22 protein-coding genes, 1 tRNA gene and 1 pseudogene are annotated in these 21626 nt (G+C 73.8%); 12 read left to right on the forward strand and 12 right to left on the reverse strand.

The annotated features are described in order from the left end of the window. Nucleotides 1-9: 9 nt before the first annotated feature. The 4 genes from IG05_RS0128395 (at nt 10) to IG05_RS0128410 (ending at nt 4000) form a co-directional block, all read left to right on the forward strand. Nucleotides 10-1203, forward strand: coding sequence for a glycine C-acetyltransferase (locus IG05_RS0128395; RefSeq protein WP_030346869.1), 1194 nt, complete (start codon nt 10-12; stop codon nt 1201-1203). 30 nt (nt 1204-1233) lie between these two features. Then, complete coding sequence (locus IG05_RS0128400) at nt 1234-2136, forward strand: LysR family transcriptional regulator (RefSeq protein ID WP_030346870.1); 903 nt, start codon at nt 1234-1236, stop codon at nt 2134-2136. A gap of 116 nt (nt 2137-2252) precedes the next feature. Further along, complete coding sequence (locus IG05_RS0128405; RefSeq protein ID WP_030346871.1) at nt 2253-2612, forward strand: MmcQ/YjbR family DNA-binding protein; 360 nt, start codon at nt 2253-2255, stop codon at nt 2610-2612. Nucleotides 2613-2692: 80 nt separating this feature from the next. After that, complete coding sequence (locus tag IG05_RS0128410) at nt 2693-4000, forward strand: MFS transporter (RefSeq protein WP_030346872.1); 1308 nt, start codon at nt 2693-2695, stop codon at nt 3998-4000. A gap of 9 nt (nt 4001-4009) precedes the next feature. Here the strand turns inward: IG05_RS0128410 and IG05_RS0128415 are convergent, their stop codons facing one another. Both IG05_RS0128415 and IG05_RS0128420 read right to left on the reverse strand, forming a co-directional pair. Then, complete coding sequence (locus IG05_RS0128415; RefSeq protein ID WP_030346873.1) at nt 4010-4933, reverse strand: transketolase family protein; 924 nt, start codon at nt 4931-4933, stop codon at nt 4010-4012. A 74-nt stretch (nt 4934-5007) separates the two neighbouring features. Then, on the reverse strand, nt 5008-5715 hold the full coding sequence (locus IG05_RS0128420; RefSeq protein ID WP_030346874.1) for a transketolase: 708 nt from the start codon (nt 5713-5715) through the stop codon (nt 5008-5010). 136 nt (nt 5716-5851) lie between these two features. Here IG05_RS0128420 and IG05_RS0128425 point away from each other — a divergent pair. After that, nucleotides 5852-5925, forward strand: a tRNA-Pro gene (locus tag IG05_RS0128425). 75 nt (nt 5926-6000) lie between these two features. Here IG05_RS0128425 and IG05_RS0128430 read toward each other — a convergent pair. Beyond that, on the reverse strand, nt 6001-6705 hold the full coding sequence (locus IG05_RS0128430) for a hypothetical protein (RefSeq protein ID WP_234336061.1): 705 nt from the start codon (nt 6703-6705) through the stop codon (nt 6001-6003). A 205-nt stretch (nt 6706-6910) separates the two neighbouring features. On the opposite strand from IG05_RS0128430, the gene IG05_RS0128435 reads away from it, so the two are divergent. The 3 genes from IG05_RS0128435 to IG05_RS0128445 are packed head-to-tail and all read left to right on the forward strand — an operon-like array spanning nt 6911 to nt 9329. Beyond that, nucleotides 6911-7714, forward strand: a complete 804-nt coding sequence (locus IG05_RS0128435; RefSeq protein ID WP_030346876.1) for an alpha/beta fold hydrolase — start codon at nt 6911-6913, stop codon at nt 7712-7714. Beyond that, nucleotides 7714-8994: a PP2C family protein-serine/threonine phosphatase gene (locus IG05_RS0128440; protein ID WP_030346877.1), complete on the forward strand. Its 1281-nt coding sequence runs from the start codon at nt 7714-7716 to the stop codon at nt 8992-8994. Before IG05_RS0128435 ends, IG05_RS0128440 begins: the two co-directional genes overlap by 1 nt. After that, nucleotides 8991-9329: an STAS domain-containing protein gene (locus tag IG05_RS0128445; protein ID WP_030346878.1), complete on the forward strand. Its 339-nt coding sequence runs from the start codon at nt 8991-8993 to the stop codon at nt 9327-9329. Before IG05_RS0128440 ends, IG05_RS0128445 begins: the two co-directional genes overlap by 4 nt. A gap of 78 nt (nt 9330-9407) precedes the next feature. Here IG05_RS0128445 and IG05_RS0128450 read toward each other — a convergent pair whose 3' ends face one another. The 3 genes from IG05_RS0128450 to IG05_RS0128460 are packed head-to-tail and all read right to left on the reverse strand — an operon-like array spanning nt 9408 to nt 12536. Further along, nucleotides 9408-9935 carry an NUDIX hydrolase family protein gene (locus tag IG05_RS0128450; protein WP_030346879.1) on the reverse strand — a complete coding sequence of 176 codons (528 nt, stop codon included), beginning with the start codon at nt 9933-9935 and terminating at the stop codon, nt 9408-9410. A gap of 16 nt (nt 9936-9951) precedes the next feature. Beyond that, a complete protein-coding gene (locus IG05_RS0128455) occupies nt 9952-11130 on the reverse strand; it encodes an amidohydrolase family protein (protein WP_030346880.1) in 1179 nt (392 codons plus the stop codon). A 2-nt stretch (nt 11131-11132) separates the two neighbouring features. Further along, on the reverse strand, nt 11133-12536 hold the full coding sequence (locus tag IG05_RS0128460) for a glutamine synthetase family protein (protein ID WP_030346881.1): 1404 nt from the start codon (nt 12534-12536) through the stop codon (nt 11133-11135). A 228-nt stretch (nt 12537-12764) separates the two neighbouring features. On the opposite strand from IG05_RS0128460, the gene IG05_RS0128465 reads away from it, so the two are divergent. Then, on the forward strand, nt 12765-13619 hold the full coding sequence (locus IG05_RS0128465; RefSeq protein WP_030346882.1) for a Cof-type HAD-IIB family hydrolase: 855 nt from the start codon (nt 12765-12767) through the stop codon (nt 13617-13619). A gap of 26 nt (nt 13620-13645) precedes the next feature. Here the strand turns inward: IG05_RS0128465 and IG05_RS0128470 are convergent, their stop codons facing one another. From IG05_RS0128470 to IG05_RS0128490, 5 genes and pseudogenes are all read right to left on the reverse strand, one after another. Then, entirely contained in the window at nt 13646-14443 is a 798-nt protein-coding gene (locus IG05_RS0128470; RefSeq protein ID WP_030346883.1) for an SAM-dependent methyltransferase, read from the reverse strand. A 66-nt stretch (nt 14444-14509) separates the two neighbouring features. Then, nucleotides 14510-15157, reverse strand: a pseudogene (locus IG05_RS42600) (endonuclease). Between the two features lie 11 nt (nt 15158-15168). Next, nucleotides 15169-15513: a DUF3140 domain-containing protein gene (locus tag IG05_RS0128480; RefSeq protein ID WP_030346884.1), complete on the reverse strand. Its 345-nt coding sequence runs from the start codon at nt 15511-15513 to the stop codon at nt 15169-15171. A 32-nt stretch (nt 15514-15545) separates the two neighbouring features. After that, on the reverse strand, nt 15546-16034 hold the full coding sequence (locus tag IG05_RS0128485; protein ID WP_030346885.1) for a Dps family protein: 489 nt from the start codon (nt 16032-16034) through the stop codon (nt 15546-15548). Between the two features lie 108 nt (nt 16035-16142). Beyond that, nucleotides 16143-16952 (reverse strand): alpha/beta hydrolase, encoded by an 810-nt coding sequence (locus IG05_RS0128490; RefSeq protein ID WP_030346886.1) that lies wholly within the window; start codon nt 16950-16952, stop codon nt 16143-16145. A gap of 143 nt (nt 16953-17095) precedes the next feature. Between IG05_RS0128490 and IG05_RS0128495 the strand changes: the two genes are divergently transcribed. The 3 genes from IG05_RS0128495 to IG05_RS0128505 all read left to right on the forward strand — a co-directional run bounded on the left by IG05_RS0128495 (nt 17096) and on the right by IG05_RS0128505 (nt 20752). Next, a complete protein-coding gene (locus IG05_RS0128495; RefSeq protein ID WP_030346887.1) occupies nt 17096-18283 on the forward strand; it encodes a thiolase family protein in 1188 nt (395 codons plus the stop codon). Nucleotides 18284-18357: 74 nt separating this feature from the next. Next, entirely contained in the window at nt 18358-19869 is a 1512-nt protein-coding gene (locus tag IG05_RS0128500; protein WP_030346888.1) for a long-chain-fatty-acid--CoA ligase, read from the forward strand. Between the two features lie 109 nt (nt 19870-19978). Beyond that, the gene (locus IG05_RS0128505; protein WP_030346889.1) at nt 19979-20752 is read left to right on the forward strand and encodes a sulfite exporter TauE/SafE family protein; all 774 of its coding nucleotides are present in this window, start codon (nt 19979-19981) and stop codon (nt 20750-20752) included. Here the strand turns inward: IG05_RS0128505 and IG05_RS0128510 are convergent. Continuing rightward, on the reverse strand, nt 20741-21529 hold the full coding sequence (locus IG05_RS0128510; RefSeq protein ID WP_030346890.1) for an HAD-IIA family hydrolase: 789 nt from the start codon (nt 21527-21529) through the stop codon (nt 20741-20743). The genes IG05_RS0128505 and IG05_RS0128510 overlap by 12 nt on opposite strands. Nucleotides 21530-21626: the final 97 nt, after the last annotated feature.

The following is a 21626-nucleotide window of genomic DNA, read 5'->3' on the forward strand; positions in this document are numbered from 1 at the left end:
AGAGCCCCCATGTTCGACACCGTCCGTGAGGACCTGCGCGCCACCCTCGACGAGATCCGCGCCGCCGGCCTGCACAAGCCCGAGCGGGTCATCGACACCCCGCAGTCAGCGACCGTCAACGTCTCGGCCGGCGGCCGTGCCGGCGAGGTCCTCAACTTCTGCGCCAACAACTACCTCGGCCTCGCCGACCACCCCGAGGTCGTGGCCGCCGCCCACGCGGCCCTGGACCGCTGGGGCTACGGCATGGCCTCCGTCCGCTTCATCTGCGGCACCCAGGAGGTCCACAAGGAGCTGGAGGCCCGGCTGTCGGCGTTCCTCGGCCAGGAGGACACGATCCTGTACTCCTCCTGCTTCGACGCCAACGGCGGTGTCTTCGAGACGCTGCTCGGCGAGGAGGACGCGGTGATCTCCGACGCCCTCAACCACGCCTCCATCATCGACGGCATCCGGCTGTCCAAGGCCCGCCGCTTCCGCTACGCCAACCGCGACCTGGCGGACCTGGAGACGAAGCTCAAGGAGGCGTCCGACGCCCGCCGCCGCCTGATCGTCACCGACGGCGTCTTCTCCATGGACGGCTACGTGGCGCCCCTGGCGGAGATCTGCGACCTCGCCGACCGCTACGACGCGATGGTCATGGTCGACGACTCGCACGCCGTCGGCTTCGTCGGCCCGACCGGCCGGGGCACGCCCGAACTGCACGGCGTCATGGACCGCGTCGACATCATCACCGGCACCCTCGGCAAGGCCCTCGGCGGCGCCTCCGGCGGCTATGTCGCCGCCCGCGCCGAGATCGTCGCCCTGCTGCGCCAGCGCTCCCGCCCGTACCTGTTCTCCAACACGCTCGCCCCGGTCATCGCCGCCGCCTCCCTCAAGGTCCTCGACCTGCTGGAGTCGGCCGACGGCCTGCGGGTGCGCCTCGCCGAGAACACGGCCCTGTTCCGCCGCCGGATGACCGAGGAGGGCTTCGACGTCCTCCCCGGCGACCACGCCATCGCCCCCGTCATGATCGGCGACGCGTCCGAGGCGGCCCGCATGGCGGAACTGCTGCTGGAGCGCGGGGTCTACGTGATCGGCTTCTCCTACCCGGTCGTCCCGCAGGGCCAGGCCCGCATCCGCGTCCAGCTGTCCGCCGCGCACTCCACGGACGACGTCAACCGCGCGGTCGACGCGTTCATCGCGGCGCGCGCCGCGCTGGCGGTCTGACCGACCGGATGACCTGGGATAATTGAGGTCATGATCGAAGCACGGCGGCTCCACATCCTCCGTGCGGTGGCCGACCACCGCACGGTCACCGCGGCAGCCGCCGCGCTCTACCTCACCCCTTCCGCCGTCTCCCAGCAACTGACGGCCCTGGAGCAGGAGACCGGCCACCGCCTGGTGGAGCGCGGCGCCAGGGGCGTACGGCTCACCCCGGCCGGCGAGATCCTGCTCAGCCACACCAACGCGGTCCTCGCCCAGCTGGAGCGGGCCGAGGCCGAGCTGGCCGCCTACGGCTCCGGCGAGGCGGGCACGGTCACCGTGGCGGCCTTCGCGACCGGCATCGCCCAGGTCGTGGCCCCGGCGGTGGCCCGCCTCGCCCACTCCGCGCCCGGCATAAGGATCCGCGTGCGGGACGCGGAGGGCGACGCCAGCCTGCCCATGGTGCTGGACCGGCAGGTCGACGTCGCGGTCGCCGTCGAGTACCGGGGCGCGCCGCCCGCCGACGACCCCCGGCTGACCCACGTGCCGCTGTACGCCGAGCCGTTCGACGCCGTCGTACCGGTGGGGCACCGCCTGGCGGACGCCCCCGAGGTGCCCCTGGCCGAGCTGGCCAAGGACTCCTGGATCGGCCCGTACCCCGGCAACCCCTGCCACGACGTGGTCGTCCTGGCCTGCGAGAGCGCCGGATTCCAGCCCCGCCTCGAACACTCCTCCGACGACTTCCGCGCCGTCGTCGCCCTGGCCTCGGCCGACGCCGGGGTGGCGCTCGTACCGCGCTCGGCGCTGCGGGGCACGGACCTCGCCGGTGTGGTCGTACGGCCCGTCGACGGCGTCGCCCCGACCCGCCGGGTCTTCGCCGCCGTCCGCCGGGGCGCCGAGGGGCACCCGCTGATCCGCCCGGTGCTGGCGGCGCTCGGGGAGGCGGCGCAGGCGTGAGGCGTCCGTGACGGCGCCGGCCGCGGGGGAGCCCGGCCGGTGAGTCGCGGCCCGCGCCCCTGTACCGCAAGCGGCTCGCAGGGTGACTGTCAGTGGCAGGGGCTACCTTGCGTGGCATGCCGGATGCACACGACGTACGCCGAATCGCCCTGTCCCTGCCGGACACCACGGAGAAGACCGCCTGGAGCATGCCCACCTTCCGGGTCGCCGGGAAGATGTTCGCGACCCTGCCCGAGGACGAGACGTCCCTCGCGGTGCGCTGTCCCAAGGAGGAGCGCGACGAACTGGTGCTGGCCGAACCGGAGAAGTTCTGGATCGCCGGCCACGAGGCCCAGTTCGCCTGGGTCAGGGCGAGACTCGCCGCCCTGGAGGACGAGGAGGAGCTGCGGGACATCCTCGCCGACTCCTGGCGCCAGGCCGCCCCGCCCCGACTCCTCGACGCCCACCCGGAGTTGGGGCTCCCGCCCGGAATCTGAAAATCCCGGTGGGCGCGCGGCCGGCAGTGGCATGATCCCGCGCGACGGCGGCGACAGCGGGCACAGGGGGAGCACCCGGGATGACCGGAACGGACGCGCGGCGCGGCATCGCCGCCCAGGGGACGGACCGGGCGGCGGCCGGCGGCCCGGCGGTGTGGTCGCGGGACTTCGCGCTGTTCTTCGCGGCGCGGGCCGTCGCCCGCCTCGGCGACACCATGCTGCCCGTCGCCCTCGCGGCCGGCCTGCTGGAGCACGGGTACGGCGCCGGCGCGGTCGGCCTCGCCATGGCCTCCACGGCGGCCGCGTTCGCCGGGCTCGTGGTCTTCGGCGGGGTCGTCGCCGACCGGTTCAGCACCCGCAGGCTGATGATCGGCGCCGACCTCGTCCGGCTCGGCACCCAGTCGCTCGCCGCGGGCCTGTTCCTCACCGGGCACGTGGTGCTGTGGCAGATCTGCGCCATCGGCTTCGCCAATGGCGTGGCCGGCGCGGTGTTCCAGCCGGGCGTGGCCAGCACCGTGCCCCGCCTGGCCGCCGACATCCAGGGCGCGAACGGCGCGATCCGGGTCGCCGAGTCCGCGGCCCAGCTCGCCGGCCCGGCCGTGGCCGGCGTCCTGGTGGGCCTCGCCTCGCCCGGCGGGGTCTTCGCCGCGCACGCCGCCACCTACGCGCTCAGCGCCCTGTGCCTGCTGCTGCTCCGGCTGCCCCCGCTCCCCGCCGGTCCCCGCGCCGCCGCCGGCTCCGCCCCGCGCGCCTTCCGCGCCGATCTCGTCGACGGCTGGCGGGAGTTCCGCTCCCGCTCCTGGCTGTGGGGTGTGATCGCCGTGTGGTGCCTCTACATGATCGCCGTGTGGGGCCCGACCGTCCCGCTCGTGGCCACCGAGGTCGTACGGCACCACGGCCCGGGCGCCTACGGCCTGGTCAACTCGGCCCTCGGCGTGGGCACGGTGCTCGGCGGTCTGCTCGCCCTGCGGCTGCGCCCGCGCCGCATGCTCCGGGCGGGCGCCCTGTCCCTGTTCGCCTTCTTCGGCTTCCCGGCCACCGTCGGAGCGGGCCTCGGGCTGCCGGCCATGGCGGCCGGGGCCGCGCTCGCCGGTGCCGGGATGTCGTTCTGGGGCGTGATGTGGGCGACCACCGTGCAGACCCAGGTCCCGGCCGACGTCCTCAACCGCATCCACGCCTACGACGTGGCCGGCTCCCTCGCCATGATGCCGGTCGGCCAGGCCCTCGCCGGCCCCGCGGCCGGGGCGCTGGGCACCGGTCACGTCCTGCTGGCCGCCGCCGTCGTGAGCCTGCTGGTGGCGGCGATCCTGCTCGCCGTCCCGCCGATACGCGGCCTGGTCCGGGCCGACGCGACCGCACCGACCGCAGCCGCACCCGCCGTCCGCTGAGCCCGGGGCTCATCCGCGCGCCGCCACCGTCCGCCCGGCGTCCGTGAACCGGCCGATCCGCTCCCGCAGGCTCGCCGGGTCCAGCCCGTGCGCGGCGACATGCTCCTCGATCGTGCCGTAGCGGCGCAGCTCGCGGCGGCCGACGCCGAGGCCGAGCACCCGGTGCGGCACATCGGCCAGCGCCTCGCTCACCGCGGCCGTCGACGTCCCCGCCAGATACGGCTCGACCAGCACGACGTCGGTACCCGCCGCCCGCGTCGCCCGGCGCAGCCCGGCCGCGTCGAAGGGCCGTACGGTCGTCGCGTACAGCACGGTCACGTCCAGGCCCTCCGTGGCGGCGAGGACGGCGTCCAGCACCGGCCCGACGGCGACGACCACCCCGGAGCGGCCCTCGCGGACGGGGCGGAAGTGCCGCCCGTCGACCGCCCGGCCCTGCCGGTTGGACTGCACGGACAGGCGCACGTACACCTTGTCGTCCCCCGCGGCGACCGCGTGCCGCAGCAGCGTCTCGGCCTCGTCCGGATGCCCGGGCACGTGCACGGTCCAGCCGTCCAGCGTGTCGAGCAGGGCTATGTCGCCCGGAGCCATGTGCGTGAAGCCGCCGGCCGGCCAGTCGAAGGAGGCGGCGGCGCTGACCAGCACCGCGCCCGTGTCCTGGTGCCCCAGATCCAGCTTGAGCTGCTCGAACGGCCGCTCCACGAGGAAGCTGGCGAAGGTGTGCACGACCGGCCGCAGCCCGGTGAGCGCGAGCCCCGCCGCCGCGCCGACCAGCAGCTGCTCGCGGATGCCGACGTTGATCACCCGGTCGGGGTGCCGGCGCTCGGCCTCGCGGAAGCCGTCCCGGCCGATCTCGGCGAGGACGACCGCGACGCGCGGGTCCTCGTCCAGCAGCCGGGAGACGACGGGGGCGAGACGGTCACGCATGGTGTCCATGGCAGGTGTGCCCTTTCGGAATGCTGCGCACAGCGTGCGGGGATCAGGGGAGGGTGTGCGGCGACAGGGGAGGGTCAGGCGTTCTTCGCCTCGACACGGGCCACGACGACGTGCGGCCGGCCCGGGTGCGGCGCGGTGAACGCGGCGTACAGCGCCTCGTGGTCGCGCCCGTCGACGGTCACCGCGGACCAGCCCGCCGCCTCGAACCGGGCGGCGATCCCGCCGGGCAGCGCATGGCTGGCGGAGGAGTTGTCGATCACGACGGTGTGCAGCCGGTCCAGCCCGGCCGGCCCGGCGAAGGCGATCGCCTCGTGGTTGCTGCCCTCGTCCAGCTCGGCGTCCCCGGTCAGCACCCACACCGCCGGGTCGGTCCGGCCCTGCGCCCGCAGGCCCAGGGCGGTGCCCACGGCGATGGGCAGCCCGTGCCCGAGCGATCCGCTGCCGATCTCGGCCCCCGGCACCAGCACCCGGTCCGGGTGGTGGCCGAGCGGGGAGTCGTACGATCCGAAGCCCGGCAGCCAGTCCACCGGCAGGAAGCCCTTCGCGGCGAGCACCGCGTAGTACGCCATGGGGCCGTGCCCCTTGCTCAGCAGGAACCGGTCCCGGGCCGGGTCCTGGCGCCGCTCCGGGGCGACCCGGAGCACCCGGTCGTAGAGCACCCACAGCACGTCGAGCGTGGAGGTGGCCGCCGGCCCGTGCTTCTCGTCGCCGGTCATCATGCCCATCAGCCGGGGCAGGTCGTCGTAGCCGTACGTGCGGCGCTGTTCCGCTGCGGTCGTCATGCCGATGATCGTGCAACCTCAACCGGACTTGAGGTCAACACCGGGTGAACGTCGGAAGGGGCGCGCGACCACCGATCCGAGTGCGGTATTGTTTCCCTGCACGTTGCGACCGGGGAAATCCCAGGTCAAACGGCACCGGGACGTGGCGCAGCTTGGTAGCGCACTTGACTGGGGGTCAAGGGGTCGCAGGTTCAAATCCTGTCGTCCCGACTCGTGAGAGTCGCCGGTGAGGGCCGGTTCCGGAAGTATCCGGAACCGGCCCTCACACGTTCGGTGAGACGTCCGTCACCCTGCCGTCCTGCCGCCCTTGGTGCCGTCGATCACCTGCCCGGCCGGCGGGGCTTCCGCCTTGACCGGCTTCTCGTAGTCCGAGAAGACCATCGTGCCGGGATTCTCACCGCCGGACTGGTCGAGCTTGAGAATGTACGGCTTTCCCTCCGTGGCGACGTACATGGTGATGGTTTCGCCGCCCTTCTTTTTCTTGAGGGGGAGGGCCTTGCGGCCGTCGACCGTGGTGACGTCGCCCTTCGTCATTCCCTTGCGCTCGGACTTGTCGCTGTCCATGTCGGCCAGGAATCCCTGCTTGTCGCACAGCCCCGTCGTACGGGCGTCGCCCACGGGCACCTTCACCCAGCGGCCGCTCAGCGCCTGCGCCTGCTTCTGCCCGTCGCCCGAGCCCTTGGCGGCGTTCGCCCAGAAATCCTTGTCGCCCCTGATGTACGTCGTCCGGCCCGCGTGGATGACGTCGGCCGTGCCCTGTTCCATGGACATCCGGCCCTTGCAGTTCTTCTGGTCGTCGACGTGGACGTCGACCGTGAGGGGCTGCCCGTCCGCGGAGACCTTGCCGGCCATGCGCAGCGACGCGGAGTCCCGGGTGGCGGTCACCGCCTTGGCGGCCACCTGGTCCGCGCTCTGCCCCTTGAACGGCTGGTCCGACGATCCGTCGTCCGAGCATCCCGCGACGCCGACGGCGGCGGTCGCACAGATCACGGATATGGCTAGCGTGCGGCTCACAGACATGCAAAACCCTTCCCGGGGAAATCTGCTGCTTTTCCTCGGCGGCCGCTTTCGCCTCGGGGCGGCCGCTGTGGGTGTCCGGTTTCCCGGGAATTATGGAATAGTCGCTTCCTCTTTTCCCGGGGAAGGCCCCGGGGCGAGGCCATCGCACCCGGTCGGGGGTGTGAGACTCTCGGGCATGGACATCGCCCGCAGGAACAACGTCACCGTCACCGGCAATCCCGACGGGCGGCCGGTGGTGCTGGCGCACGGGTTCGGCTGCGACCAGAACATGTGGCGGCTGACGGTCCCCGCCCTGGCCGAGGAGTACCGGGTGGTGCTCTTCGACTACGTCGGCTCGGGCCGTTCGGACGCGTCCGCCTTCTCGGAGGACCGCTACTCCTCGCTCGACGGCTACGCCCGGGACGTGACCGACGTGTGCGAGGCGCTGGACCTGCGGGACGCGGTGTTCGTCGGCCACTCGGTCAGCGCGATGATCGGGGTACTGGCCGCCGACCGGGCTCCGGAGCGGCTCGGGGCGCTGGTGATGGTCGCCCCGTCCCCCTGCTACATCGACGACGAGGGCTACCGGGGCGGATTCAGCGCCGAGGACATCGACGAACTGCTGTCCTCCCTGGAATCGAACTACCTCGGCTGGTCGGCGGCGATGGCTCCGGTGATCATGGGCAACGAGGACCGGCCCGAACTGGGCGCGGAGCTGAAGAACAGCTTCTGCGCCACCGACCCGGACATGGCGCGCGTCTTCGCGCGCACCACCTTCCTGACCGATTCGAGGCAGGACCTGAGGAGCGTGCGGGTGCCGACGCTGGTGCTGGAGTGCACCCAGGACGTCATCGCCCCGCGGGAGGTCGGCGCCTTCGTCCACCGGTCGATCCCCGGCTCCGCCCTGGTCACCCTCGACGCCACCGGACACTGCCCGCACCTGTCCGCGCCCGAGGCCACCAACGAGGCGATCACCGCCTTCCTGGCGAGCCTGCGATGATGTGCCGCGCCGACCGGCAGCCCGACCCGCACGACGCCGAGGACACGGCCGCCTCCGACGCGGCGTTCGCCGCACTGCTGGAGGACAGCGCCGAGGAACTGTACGAGAGCGCCCCCTGCGGATACCTGTCCACGCTGATGGACGGCACCATAGCCAAGATCAACGCCACCTTGCTGCGGTGGCTGGGCCTGGACCGGGAGGCGGTGGTGGGCCGGATGCGCTTCACCGACCTGCTGACGGTGGGCGGCAAGCTGTACCACGAGACGCACTTCGCACCGCTGCTGCGGATGCAGGGCGAGATAAACGGCATCGCCCTGGAGATCAAGGAGGCCACCGGCGGCCGCATCCCGGTGCTGGTCTCCTCCGTGGTCAAACACGGCAGCACCGGAGAGCCGCTGCTGGCCCGCACCACCGTCTTCGACGCCCGGGACCGCCGTTCGTACGAGGAAGAGCTCCTGCGCCGCAAGAGGGAGGCCGAGGAGGCGCGCAGACAGGCGGAGGCCGACCGGGCCCGCCTCCAGGACGCCCTCGCCGTGCTCCAGCGGTCGCTCCTGCCCGACACGCTGCCGACGATGCCCGGGGTGGCGGCAGCCGCCTCGTACCACACCGCGTCCCCCGACCGGCTCGGCGGCGACTTCTACGACGTCTTCCCCGTCGACGGCGCGCGCTTCGCCTTCTTCCTCGGCGACGTGTGCGGCAAGGGCCCGCAGGCCGCCGCGGTCACCTCGCTGACCCGCTACACCCTGCGCGCCGCGGCACTCCACGACCCCGATCCGGTCTCGGCCCTGACCATCCTCAACAAGGTGCTCCACGAGCGCTACTCCGCGAGCGGCGACCCGCGTTACTGCACCGCCGTCTTCGGCTGGCTCCGGCCCGACCCGGCGACCGGCGAGATCACCGTGCACCTCGCCTCGGGCGGTCATCCTCCGGTCCTGGTCCTGCGCGCCGACGGCACGGCCGAGTTCCTGCCCACCCCCGGCGGCCTCCTGGTCGGGATCCTGCCCTCCGCGCCCTTCGTCACCGCCACCACCGTGCTCGCCCCGGGCGACACGATGCTGCTCTACACCGACGGCCTCACCGAGGCCCGCACCGGCACGGACCGCACCACCCTGTTCGGCGAGGAAGCCCTGCTGGCCTTCGCCACCGGGCAGGCCGACAGATCCCCGCAGGCCGTCGTCGAGGCCGTCGCGGCCCTGCTGAAAGGCTTCGGCGACGGCCTGGAGGACGACACCGCCGTCCTCGCCCTCGCAGCCGCCCCCCAGACGAGACAGCCACGATGAGCGCACTGAAGATCACCACCCGAGACGCCGCCGGCGGTCCCGTTCTGGAGATCTCCGGCGAACTCGACTACGCCAACGCCGCGCAGCTGCGTGAGCTGATCCCCACCATCGGCCTGCGGCCCGGCCAGCGCCTGACGCTGGACCTGGACGGGATGGAGTTCTGTGACTCCAGTGGCATCACCGCCATGATCGCCGCCCGCAACCACGCGCACGCCGCCCAGGCCGGCATCGCGCTCGCCGCCGTCCCCGCCCACTTCCTGCGGGTCCTGCGCATCGTCGGCCTCGACCAGATCTTCACCATCGACGCCGGCGACGAAACGGCCACCCGTTCCTGAGCCGTTCCCGCGTTCGCGGCCTCCCGCGGCCGCGGCCGCGGGAGGCCGCGAACGCGAGTGGCGGCGGCGACGCAGCGGTCAGAGGGCCAGTCCCACGTGCGCCAGCGCCTGCTTCAGCAGGACCCCGTGGCCGCCCGGCATCTCGTTCTGCACGGCCGGGGAGGCGGCCTCCTGGGGGCTGAACCAGACGAGGTCGAGCGCGTCCTGGCGGGGCCGGCAGTCCCCGGTCACCGGCACGATGTAGGCGAGGGAGACCGCGTGCTGGCGCGGGTCGTGGTACGGCGTGACACCGGCGGTCGGGAAGTACTCGGCGACCGTGAACGGCTGGAGCGAGGCGGGGACGCGGGGCAGGGCGACCGGGCCGAGGTCCTTCTCCAGGTGGCGCAGCAGCGCGTCGCGGACCCGCTCGTGGTGCAGGACGCGGCCGGAGACCAGCGTCCGGCTGACGGTGCCGTCCGGGCCGATGCGCAGCAGCAGCCCGATGCTGGTGACTTCACCGCTGTCGTCCACGCGTACGGGCACGGCCTCGACGTACAGGATCGGCATCCGGGCCCTGGCCATCTCCAGCTCGTCCGTGGTCAGCCAGCCGGGCGTGGTTTCGGTCATGTCAGACATTGCTTGATCATACTTTCCGGTCGGGGTGCCCGCTGGAATCGCGGGCGGCTTCGGATACGGGCGGTCCGTACAGCCGGCGGGCGTTGTCACGGCCCGTCCAGTCCGCGATCCGCAGGGCGTCGGCCAGGCTCAGCTCGTCGGCGTCGACGCGGTCCTGCAGCAGACCGGCGAGACCCTCCCGGAAACACAGGGCCCCCAGGTGGTGGAACTCGGCCACACCGAAGGCGTCGGAGCTGTACAGCAGTTTGCGGAACGGGGTTATCTCCAGTGCCTCCTCCAGCACCGCCCGGCAGCGGGCGGGACCGGTGTGGTGCAGGGCGAGGCCGACGTCCAGGTACACGTGCTCGAACACCGCGGCGAGGTAGGCGGCCTGGCGCTGGTACGGCCAGCAGTGCAGCAGCAGCACCGGGACGGTGCCGGCGGTCCGGTGCAGCCAGTCGGTGAGCAGCGCGGGGTCGGCGCGGTGCAGCCGCAGGTCCGCGTCGCCGAAACCGGTGTGCAGTTGCAGCGGCAGCCCCAGCTCGACGGCGGTCCACAGCAGGTGCCGGAGCAGGACCGGATCGTCGAGGCGTCCTGTGCCGCGTGCCAGCCAGCGTCCGGCCGCCCGCGTCACCTCGGCCGCGGCCGGGCGCTCCGGCTCCAGCGCGAAACCGGTCCGGTATGCCGCGACGGACTTCACCGCCACCACGCCCGGCCGGCGTACGGCCGCCTCGGCGGCGGCCCGGAACGCGGCCGCGTACCCGCCCGCCGTCACACCCCGCGCGGCCACCGCCTCGGCGACCGGCTCCAGCCGTACGACCTCGCAGGCGGCGGCGCCGGCCGCGGTGGCCAGCTGTGCGGGGGAGGTGAGCGGGTACGGGGCGTAGCCGGTGTCCACGCAGAACACCCCGGTGCCGGAGGCCGTCAGGAACCGCCGGTTGACCTCCTGCCAGCCCAGTTCCGCGCGCCGGGCCACGTAGTCGGCGGGCGGCGCGTGCCGGGGGAGGCCGAGCAGGGGCGCGCAGTGGCGGCGGACGGCCACGCCGACGGGGCTGTCGAAGGGGGAGACGCCGGGCCAGGCGGCGCCCTCGGTGAGCAGGGACTCGAACTCCGCGGCGCTCAGGTCGGCCGTGACCGCGCCGTGGCAGTGGTGATCGACCAGCGGCAGCGCGGCGAGCGCCTCGTGCACGGGTTGGGGGGCGGCCATCGTCAGTACGTCCAGCGGTAGGCCGCCGCGATCCGGTCCGGGCCGAGTCCGTCGACGGCCGCCGCCTCGCCGAGCCGTACGGCGGTCACCGCGTCGGCGAGGACCGGGCCCAGCGCGGCCCGCAGGACCGGGTCGGCGCGGAACTCCTCGACGGCCTCGGGCAGCGACCGCGGCAGCCGCCGTACGCCCAGGGCCGCGGCCTCGTCGGGGCCGTAGCGGGCCGGGTCGCCGGTGATCTCGCCGGGCAGGGCGCGGGCCGCCGTGACACCGTCGAGCCCGGCGGCGATCACACAGCCGAGGGCGAGATACGGGTTGGCGGCCAGGTCGACGGGTTTGACCTCCATGTTGGCCTCCTGGCCGTGGCGGCCGGCCGAGCCCGTGATCATGCGCAGGCCGGCCTCGCGGGTCTCGCGGCCCCAGGCGGTGAAGATCCCGGCCCACTGGGAGGGCCGCAGCCGCAGATAGCTGGCCGGGCTCGGGGCGGTGACCGCCGTCAGAGCCGGGAGGCGGGCGAGGACGCCGGCCGCGAAGGACTCCGCCTCGGCCGTCATGCCGTACCGGCGCTCGCCGCCCGCGTGCAGGTTCACCCCGTCGCGCCAGCAGGACAGGTGCAGATGGCCGCCGTTGCCGACGCCCTCGGCGGACACCGCGGGCGCGAACGACACCCTCAGGCCGTGCCGCTGGGCCACCGCCCGCACGGTCTGGCGGACCAGGACGCTGCGGTCGGCCGCGGCCACCGGGTCCCGTGCGCCCACCGAGATCTCGAACTGCCCGGGCGCGTACTCGGGGTGCAGCTGGTCGACGTCCACGCCCTGGGCGGCGCACGCGGCCAGCAGATCGGCGGTGTAGTCGCTCAGCCCGACCTGCCGGGTCGCGCCGTACGCCGGCCCGGAGACCGCCGGGACGAACTCCCCGGCGGGCGCCGAGCCCAGTCCCACGGACCACTCGATCTCGATCGCCGCCTTGAAGCCGAGGCCGTGCCGTTCGGCCGCGCCGGTGACGATCCGGCGCAGGAAGGTCCGGGCGCAGCCGGGGTGCCGGGCGCCCTCCTGGGTGATCCGGTCCACCGGCGCCCAGGCCCAGCCGGGCTGCCCGGCCAGCGCCACCAGCTGGTCGAGGTCCGGGTAGAGCCGCAGGTCGCCGTCGGGGGAGCCGAGGACGTCGGTGGTGACGGCGGAGTCGTCGGCGAGGAAGGTGTCGAACACCGGGGACATGCCGACACCCCGGGTCACGGCCGCCTCCAGCCGCGCGGTCGGGACGGTCTTGACCCGGCAGACGCCCGCCGTGTCGACGTACGCCAGCACGATGCCGTGCACGCCCCGCGCGGACAGGTCGGCGGTGAGGGCGGCGACCCGGCGCAGGTCGCCGGGACGGCCGCCGGGCACGGGGTCGGCGAAAGTCGTCATACGTCCTCCTCCGCGGGCCACGGGCCGCCGCCGGCCGCCGCCGGCCGTGCCGCCGGGGAGTGGCCCTCGCTCACGTATCCGCCCCTCTCACGTGCGGTCGTCCGCCGTCATTGTGCCGCCCGCCGATCGAGCTGTCCCGGCAACCGGGCACCGTGGGCGGTTCCGGGCACGCGGGGCACATGAGGAACACTGGACCGGTACATCCCCGCCCCCGACCGGAAGCAGGACATGCCCGCCACGCCCGCCACCTTCCTGGAGGCCTCCCCACCGTCCGCCGGCCCGGCCGATATCCGGCTGGTCGTCACCGACATGGACGGCACGCTGCTGGACGACGCCAAGCGGATCCCCGACGGCCTGTGGCCGATGCTCGCCGAGCTGCGCCGCCGCGGAGTGCTGTTCAGCCCGGCGAGCGGACGCCAGTACGCGACCTTGCACCGGCAGTTCGCCCGGGTCGCCGAGGGCATGGTGTTCATCGCGGAGAACGGCACGTACGTGGTCCGCGACGGCGTGGAGCTGAGCTCCGACCCGCTCGACAGGTCCGTCGCCGGCGGGGTCGTCCGGAGGGTACGGCGGCTGGTCGCGGGCGGCGCGGACGTCGGCGCCGTGGTCTGCGGCAAGCGGGCGGCGTACGTCGAGCGGACCGACGAGGCGTTCCTGGCGGAGGTCCGCACGTACTATGCCGAGCACCGGATCGTCGAGGACGTCACCGCGGTCGGCGACGACGTGATCAAGGTCGCGCTGTTCGACTTCGGGTCCGCCGAGCACGGCACCGCCCCGGCCCTCGCGGAGTTCGCCGGCACCCACCAGGTGGTGGTCTCCGGCGAGCACTGGGTGGACGTGATGAACCGCACCGCCAACAAGGGCACCGCCCTGCGCGGCCTCCAGCGGGCGCTCGGCATCACCGCCGCGCAGACCATGGTCTTCGGCGACTACTTGAACGACCTGGAGATGCTCGACGCCGCGGAGTGGTCCTTCGCCACGGCGGGCGCCCACCCCGAGGTGATCCGCAGGGCCCGCCACCTGGCCCCGTCCAACAACGACGGGGGCGTCCTGCGCACCATGGCCCGAGTGCTCGGCCTGTAGCCCGCGTCAGGGACCTGTGGCCCGGGTCAGGGCTTGAGCGCGACCCCGCCGTACAGCGAGACCGGCCCGTCCGCGGTCTCCTCGGGCCGCCACTGCGCCACGGAGACGATTCCGGGCTCCAGCAGTTCCAGGCCCCGGAAGAACGTGCCCACCTCGGCGTGGGAGCGGGCGACCAGGGTGACACCGCCGGCCGCGTAGGCCGCGATGCCCTGGTGGACGTTCTCGGGTTCGAAGTCGGCGGTCATCGTGGACAGCACCAGGCAGCTGCCCGGCGCCAGCGCGCCGACCAGGGTGTCCACCAGGTCGTGGGCGCCGTCCTCGTCGGCGATGAAGTGCAGCAGGGCGATGAGGGAGAGGGCCACCGGGCGGCCGAGGTCCAGGACGCGGGCGGCCTGTTCCAGGATGCTCCGCGGATCGCGGGCGTCGGCCTGGACGTACTCCGTCACGCCCTCTCGGGTGCCGCGCAGCAGCGCGCCGGCGTGGGCCAGCACGATGGGGTCGTTGTCGACGTAGACCACGCGGGCGTCCGGGGTCACCGACTGGGCGACCTGGTGCAGGTTCGGCTCGGTCGGAATGCCGGTGCCGATGTCCAGGAACTGGCGGATGCCCTGCTCCGCGGCCAGCGCCCGGGTGGTGCGGTGCATGAACGCCCGGTTGGCGCGGGCGGCCTTCGGGGCGGCCGCGTCGATCGCCGCGATCCGCCGGCCCAGTTCCTCGTCGACCGGGTAGTTGTCCTTGCCGCCGAGGAACCAGTCGTACACCCGGGCCGGATGCGGCCGGCTGGTGTCGATGGTGTCCTGGATCCGCGGGCCGGTCCCCGTCACGCGCTGCTCCTCCACCCGTCGGTCCCGGTGGTCGGTCCGGGACGTGCGGGGAGCAGTCTGACACGATCACGCGGCGCGGCGCAGACAGTCTTCGGCCACCTGCCGGTCGAGCGCCGCCCGCACCAACGCGGCGGCCAGCACGGCCGGTTAGGTGTCCCCGGCCAGCTCGGTCAGCCGGCCGGGGTCCTCGGGCAGGCCGAGCCGCCCGGCGCCGGCCAGTGCCTTGCCGTCCAGGTAGGGCGCGATGTCGGGCCACACCCGCTGCGCCTCGCGCAGGAAGATGCCGGCGCCGGCCGGGCCGATGCCCGGCTCCTCCATGAGCAGTCGCTGCAGGGCGGCGGGGTCGCCCTCCGCCTCCCGGTGCAGCCGGCGCAGGTCCCCGCCCCAGCGTTCGGTCAGCAGCTCGGCGCCGGCGCCGAGCTGGGCGGCCGTCCGCTCGTCGTACCGGCGGTAGCCGCCCCGGCCGAGCGCGGCCACCCGCCGCCGCCGGCCGGCCTCGGCCATCCGGCGGGGGCTGTCCAGCCGGTCCTCGTGCAGGGCCCGGGCGGCGGCCACCGCGACCGAGGCCCGGATCCGGGCGCTCAGCAGCAGGGACAGCACCAGCAGCCGGTACAGCGGCTGCGGGGTGTCCGTCAGGCGGATGCCCGCCTCCTCGGCGTACGTCCGCCCGTATCCGGACACCAGCTCGCGCACGACCCGTTCGTCGCGGTTCACGACCGCACCGGCTACGGCTTGAGCGGGTCGTGGCCCAGCGTCATCAGCCGGTGCCGCCGGCGGGTGTCCGCCGGCGTGTTCTCCGGCTCCGGCTCGTTCTCCGGGTCGGCCAGGGCACCGACGGTGTCGACGACCTCGTACATGACCCGGATGTCGTCGTCGGTGAGGTCGGTACGGCGCTTCTGCAGGATAGCGAGGACGTGCTGCCCGGTGGGCGGGCCCGCATCCTCCGGCAGCGGCTCCGTCTCCTCGGCGGCGTCGCGGACCCGCAGCCAGGCCGCGAGTTCCGCCGAGGTCATGTTCACCACGCGGTGGAAGTCCTCCCACAGCGCCTCGGTCTCCAGGGCGTCGGCCATGGGTCTCCCCCTTCCGTGCGGGACCGGGTGTCCTACTTCCCGTCCTCGCGGGGGTGGTTCTCGGCCTCGAACATCCAGCGCTGCTTCTCCAGCTCGGCCGTGACCGAGATCAGCAGGTCCTGGGTGACCGGGTCGGCCTTCTCGGTCGTCTCGATCCGCTCGCGCAGCCGGCCGATGGCCGCCTCCAGCGCCGACACCATCAGCTCGACCACCTCGGTGTCGCGCAGCCAGCCGTCCTTGGCGCCGGGCAGCGCGAAGGTCGCGGCGATGGTCTCCGGCCGGCCGTCAGGAGACACGCCCAGCGCGGCGGCCCGCTCGGCCACGGTGTCCGAGTGCTCCCGCGCGGCGGCGACCACCTCGTCCAGCTGGAGGTGGATCGACCGGAACCGGGGTCCCACGACGTTCCAGTGCGCCTGCTTGCCGATCAGCGACAGGCCGAGCAGGTCGACGAGGGTCTCCTGCAGGGCGGTCCCGGTGACGCGGAGTGCCTCCTCGGGCAGCGTGCTCTTGACCACGGTCATGGCGCGTACGTCCCCTTTCGTGAGTTGTGCACGGTCATGTCCGTCGGAGCGGGTGCCCGCTGCCCGGGGGAGCAAACCGGCTGATCAGGGGGACAGTGCCCGGTCCCGTCAGCGGGACGGCACCCGGTCCAGGAAGTCCAGCACCTCGGCGAGGACGTCCTGCTTGCAGGTCTCGTGGAACACCTCGTGCCGGGCCCCCGGGAAGATCCGCTCGGTCAGCCGCCCGCCGCTCAGCCGCTCCACCCCGGTCCGGCTGCCGGCCGGCGGCACCAGCCGGTCGTCGTCGCCGTGCAGCCACAGCACCGGCAGGGCGCCGACGTCACCGCCCCCGGCGACGGTTTCGAGGGTCCGGACGAACGCCTCCAGCGTCGGCCGCTTCATGGGTCCGTGCCAGACCAGCGGATCGGCGGCGTACGCGGCGCCCACCGCGGGGTCCCGGGAGAGCGCGGAGGGGTTGACCGGGACGTCCGGGATCTCGTCCATCGCCAGCAGCCGCCCGGGCAGCTCCCAGGTGCCGATCACCGGTCCGGACAGGACCAGCGCGCTCAGCTCGGCGCCGTACCGCTGGGCGTAGCGGGCCGCGATCAGACCGCCCATGGAGTGCCCGACCAGGACCAGCGGCAGGCCGGGGTGGGCGGCGCGGGCCAGATCCGCCACCGCGTGCACGTCCGTGACCACGTCCTCGAAGTCCTCGACCAGCACCCGCTCGCCGGCCGAGCGGCCGTGGCCGGCGTGGTCGGGCGCGTACACGGCGGCGCCGTGCCCGGTGAGCACGGCGGCCGGCTCCGCGTACCGGCCGGCGTGCTCGCCGTAGCCGTGCACCAGGAGGACCAGCCGGCGGGGGGCCGGGTGCGGCCACTCGTGTACGGCGAGGGGGCCGTGGGTGCCGTCGAGGGTGTGCTCGCGGACGTGGGGCATATCTCCTCCAGCTGCCTCGTGGAAGCTCCTGGGGGATCTTCCCAGCGGGCCGGTCGGGGGTCTATAGTCCAAAACTAGCAGTGCTAATTAATTGGTGCTGTGCAGGTCCGGATCCACAACGTCGTAGGTCAGGAGTCCCAGCCGTGCGTCCCGTCCACTTCGCGGCCGCCCGCCGCACCCCCATCGGCAAGCTGCGCGGAGCCCTGTCCTCCGTCCGGCCCGACGATCTGGCCGCGACCGTCATCCGCCACCTGGTGGCCGAGGTGCCCGCGCTCGACCCGGCCCGCATCGACGACGTCTACTGGGGCGCCGCCAACCAGGCCGGCGAGGACAACCGCAACGTCGCCCGGATGGCCGTCCTGCTCGCCGGACTGCCCGACTCCGTGCCCGGCGCCACCGTCAACCGGCTGTGCGCCTCCGGACTCGAAGCGGTCACCGCCGCCGCCCGCACCATCGCCGCCGGCGAGGCCGACATCGTGATCGCCGGCGGCTCGGAGTCGATGAGCCGCGCCCCCTTCGTCCTGCCCCGCCCCGACGAGGCCCTGCCGCAGCGCGTCGAGACCCACGACACCCGGCTCGGCTGGCGGCTGGTGAACCCCGCCATGAAGGAGCTGCACGGCCTGCTCTCCATGGGCGAGACCGCCGAGGAGGTCGCCGGGCGGTACGGCGTCTCCCGCGCCCGGCAGGACGAGTTCGCCCTGCGCAGCCACCAACTCGCCGCCGCCGCCCGCAAGAACGGCCACTTCGACGACGAACTCCTGCCTGTCGAGCGCCCCGACGGCGTCGTGGTCGAACAGGACGAGTGCGTCCGCGAGGACACCTCCCTGGAGAAGCTCTCCCGCCTCAAGCCGGTCTTCCGCGCGGACGGCACCGTGACGGCCGGCAACGCCTCGCCGATGAACGACGGCGCGGCCGGCCTGCTGCTGGTCAGCGAGGAGGCGCTGAACGAGCTGGGCCTGGAGTCCCTCGGCCGCTATGTCGCGGGCGCCTCCGCCGGCGTCCACCCCGACGTGATGGGCCTCGGCCCGGTCCCGGCCACCCGCAAGGTGCTGGCCCGGGCCGGCTGGGAGACCGGCGACCTCCAGGAGGCCGAGTTCAACGAGGCGTTCGCCGCCCAGGCCCTCGCCTGCGTCGACCAGCTGGGCATCGACCCGGAGATGGTGAACCCCACCGGCGGCGCCATCGCCCTCGGCCACCCCCTCGGCTGCTCCGGCGCCCGCATCCTCACCACCCTGCTGCACCGGATGCGGCGCACGGGCGCGGAACGCGGCCTCGCCACCATGTGCGTGGGCGTGGGGCAGGGGAGCGCGGTGCTGGTCGAGAGGCACTAGGGCGACGCCGACGGGGGCTCCCCGCACGGGGGATCCGGTACACGAGCCGCAGCAAGGAAACGGAGCACCACCACATGGCCACCCTGTCCGTCGCCGCCATCCTCGCCGAGAACGCCCGGCGCCGCCCCGGCAAGACCGCCCTCGTCGAAGGCGACCTGCGGCTCACCTTCGCCGAGGTGTGGCAGCGGGCGCTGGCCCAGGCCGGCGCGCTCACCGGTCTCGGCGTACGGCCCGGCGACCGGGTCGCCCTCATGGCGCCCAACACCGCAGAGTTCCCGGTGGCCTACTACGCGATCACGGCGGCGGGCGGTGTCGTCGTCCCCGTGCACCTGCTGCTGTCGGCCGGCGAGGTCGAACACGTCCTGCGGGACAGCGGGGCCACGCTGCTGCTGGTCCACCCGGCGCAGGCGGAGACCGGCACCGCCGCCGCACGGGCCACGGGCGTCCGGGCGGTCACCCTGGGCGGCGAGTTCGAGAAGCTCGCGGCCGACGCCGAGCCGCTGCCGTCGTACGTCACCCGGTCGGCCGACGACCCCGCCGTCGTCTTCTACACCAGCGGGACGACCGGTGTCCCCAAGGGCGCCGTGCTCAGCCACTTCAACCTGGTGATGAACGCGACCGTCAACGCCTTCGACGCCAACGACATCCGCGCCGACGACATCGCCCTCGGCGCGCTGCCGCTGTTCCACGCGTTCGGCCAGACGGTGTCGCTCAACTCCACCTGGCGGGCCGGCGCCACCCTCGTCCTGCTGCCCCGCTTCGACGCGGCCCGCGCCATCGAGCTGATGGTGCGCGAGGGCGTGAACACCTTCCACGGCGTGCCGACCATGTTCGTCGCCCTCACGGCGGCCGCCGCCGGCGCCGAGCGGCTCCCCGCGCTGCGGGTGTGCATCTCCGGCGGCGCCTCGCTCCCGGTCACCGTGCTGGAGCGGTTCGAGGCCGCGTTCGGATCGAAGATCTACGAGGGCTACGGGCTGTCGGAGACCTCGCCGACCGCCACCGTCAACCAGCCGGTGTTCGGCACCAAGGCCGGCACCATCGGCCACCCGCTGTGGGGCATCGACGTGGAGATCGCCCGCGCCGACCTGGAGGGCCGGATCGAGCTGCTGCCGCCCGGCGAGCTGGGCGAGGTCGTCATCCGCGGCCACAACGTCTTCTCCGGCTACCTCGGCCGCCCCGAGGCCACCGCCGAGGCCCTGGTGGACGGCTGGTTCCGCACCGGCGACCTCGGCACCAAGGACGACGAGGGCTTCCTGAGCATCGTCGACCGCAAGAAGGACGTCATCATCCGCGGCGGCTACAACGTCTACCCGAGGGAGGTCGAGGAGGTCCTGATGCGCCACCCGCAGGTCGCCCAGGTCGCCGTCATCGGCCTGCCCGACGAGCTGCACGGCGAGGAGGTGTGCGCCGTGGTCGTCCCGGCCCCGGGCGCCGCGCCGGACCCCGCCGCGCTCACCGAGTGGTCCAAGGAGCACCTCGGCCGGCACAAGTACCCGCGGCGCGTGGAGGTCACCGACGGTCTGCCGCTGGGGCCGAGCATGAAGGTGCTCAAGCGGGAGCTGCGGGCCCGGTACACGGGCCGCTAGGGGGTACGTCGCGACGGGCCGCCAGGCGGTACGCCGGCCGGCCACCGGGACCGGCCGGCGGGGCCCCGCTCACGCCGGGCGCATGCGTGTGCATAGCATCGGTTCCTCCATGAACACGATGACGCTCTGGCACATCTCCGGCTGGGGGTTCGCGGCGCTCGCCTTCGCGGCCCTGCTCGTCGGCTTCTCCAAGACCGCGGTCAGCGGGGCCAACACGGTCAGCCTCGCGGTCTTCGCCGCGGTGCTGCCCGCCCGCGCCTCGACCGGCGTGCTGCTGCCCGTGCTGATCGCCGGCGACGTGCTCGCCGTGCTCACCTACCGGCGGCACGCGCACTGGCCCACGCTGTGGCGGCTGTTCCCGGCCGTGGCCGCGGGCGTGGTGGCCGGCACGCTGTTCCTGCTGTGGGCCGGCGACGGGATCGTACGGACCTCGATCGGCGCGATCCTGCTGCTGATGGCCGGGGTGACCATGTGGCGCCGGCGGACCGCCGAGGCCCCGCGGGCGCCGGAGGCGGTCACGACCCGGGCGGGCCGGGTGAAGGCCCGCTCGTACGGCGTGCTCGGCGGGTTCACGACGATGGTCGCCAACGCGGGCGGGCCGGTGATGTCGCTGTACCTGCTGTCCGCGGGGTTCCGGAAGCTGGGCTTCCTGGGGACATCCGCGTTCTTCTTCCTCATCGTGAACGTCGCGAAGGTGCCGTTCAGCGCGGGCCTGGGCCTGATCGACGGGCGCTCGCTGCTCCTCGACGCCGCGCTCGTGGTGTTCGTCGTGCCCGGCGCGCTGTTCGGCAAGTGGGCCGTGCACCGGATCAACCAGCGACTCTTCGAACAACTCGTGATCGCGGCGACGGTCGTGGGCGGCCTGCAACTGCTACTGCGCTAGCCCCAGCAGCCCCGGGACGTCCGCGAAGGAGTCCACGACGTGGTCCGGGACGCCGCTCGCCCGCGCGTGCGTCTGAGGCTCGTACTTGCCCGTCCTCACCAGCACGCCCGTGAGGCCGGCCCGCTGCGCCGCCAGCACGTCCGACTCGATGTCGTCGCCGACCATCAGCGCCTGCTGCGCGCCGACGCCCAGCCGGGCCAGCGCCGCCTCGAAGAACGCCCGGGACGGCTTGCCCGTGACCTCCGCCTCCACACGCGCCGCCCGCTCGAGACCGGCCAGGAAGGCACCCGAGTCCAGCTGCAGCCCGGCGTCGGTCCGCCAGTACAGGTTGCGGTGCATGGCGACCAGCCGTGCGCCCCGCTGCAGCTCGCCGAAGGCCCGGTTCAGCGCCGCGTAGTCGAAGCCGGGTCCCGCGCCGCCGATCACGACCACGTCGGCACCCTCCTCGACGAGGGTGACGTCCCCCAGGTCCGCGGCGATGTTCCCGCTGTTCAGCAGCATGCAGCGGGCGCCCGGACAGTGCTCGGCCAGATGGGCGGCGGTGACGGCGGGCGCGGTCAGCACGTCCTGCGCGCCCACCTCGAAACCGGCCGCCGCCAGCGTCTCGGCGATCGACGCCCGGGTCCGGGACGTCGTGTTGGTCACCAGGGCCACGCCGAGCCCGGCCGCACGCAGCGCGCGCAGCGCCGCCACCGCGCCGGGCAGCGGCTTCCAGGACACGGTGAGGACCCCGTCGATGTCGATCAGGACGGCACGCGCGGACGCCGGTGACTGCATGGACCGACCGTAGCGGCCCGGGCGGCGGACGGACGCCTACGACCGCGCCCGCTCACCCCGGTGCCGGTGCCGGTGCCGGTGCCGGTGCGGTGCCCGC

The sequence above is a fragment of the Streptomyces sp. NRRL S-1022 genome (assembly GCF_000720135.1).
Classification (GTDB): domain Bacteria; phylum Actinomycetota; class Actinomycetes; order Streptomycetales; family Streptomycetaceae; genus Streptomyces.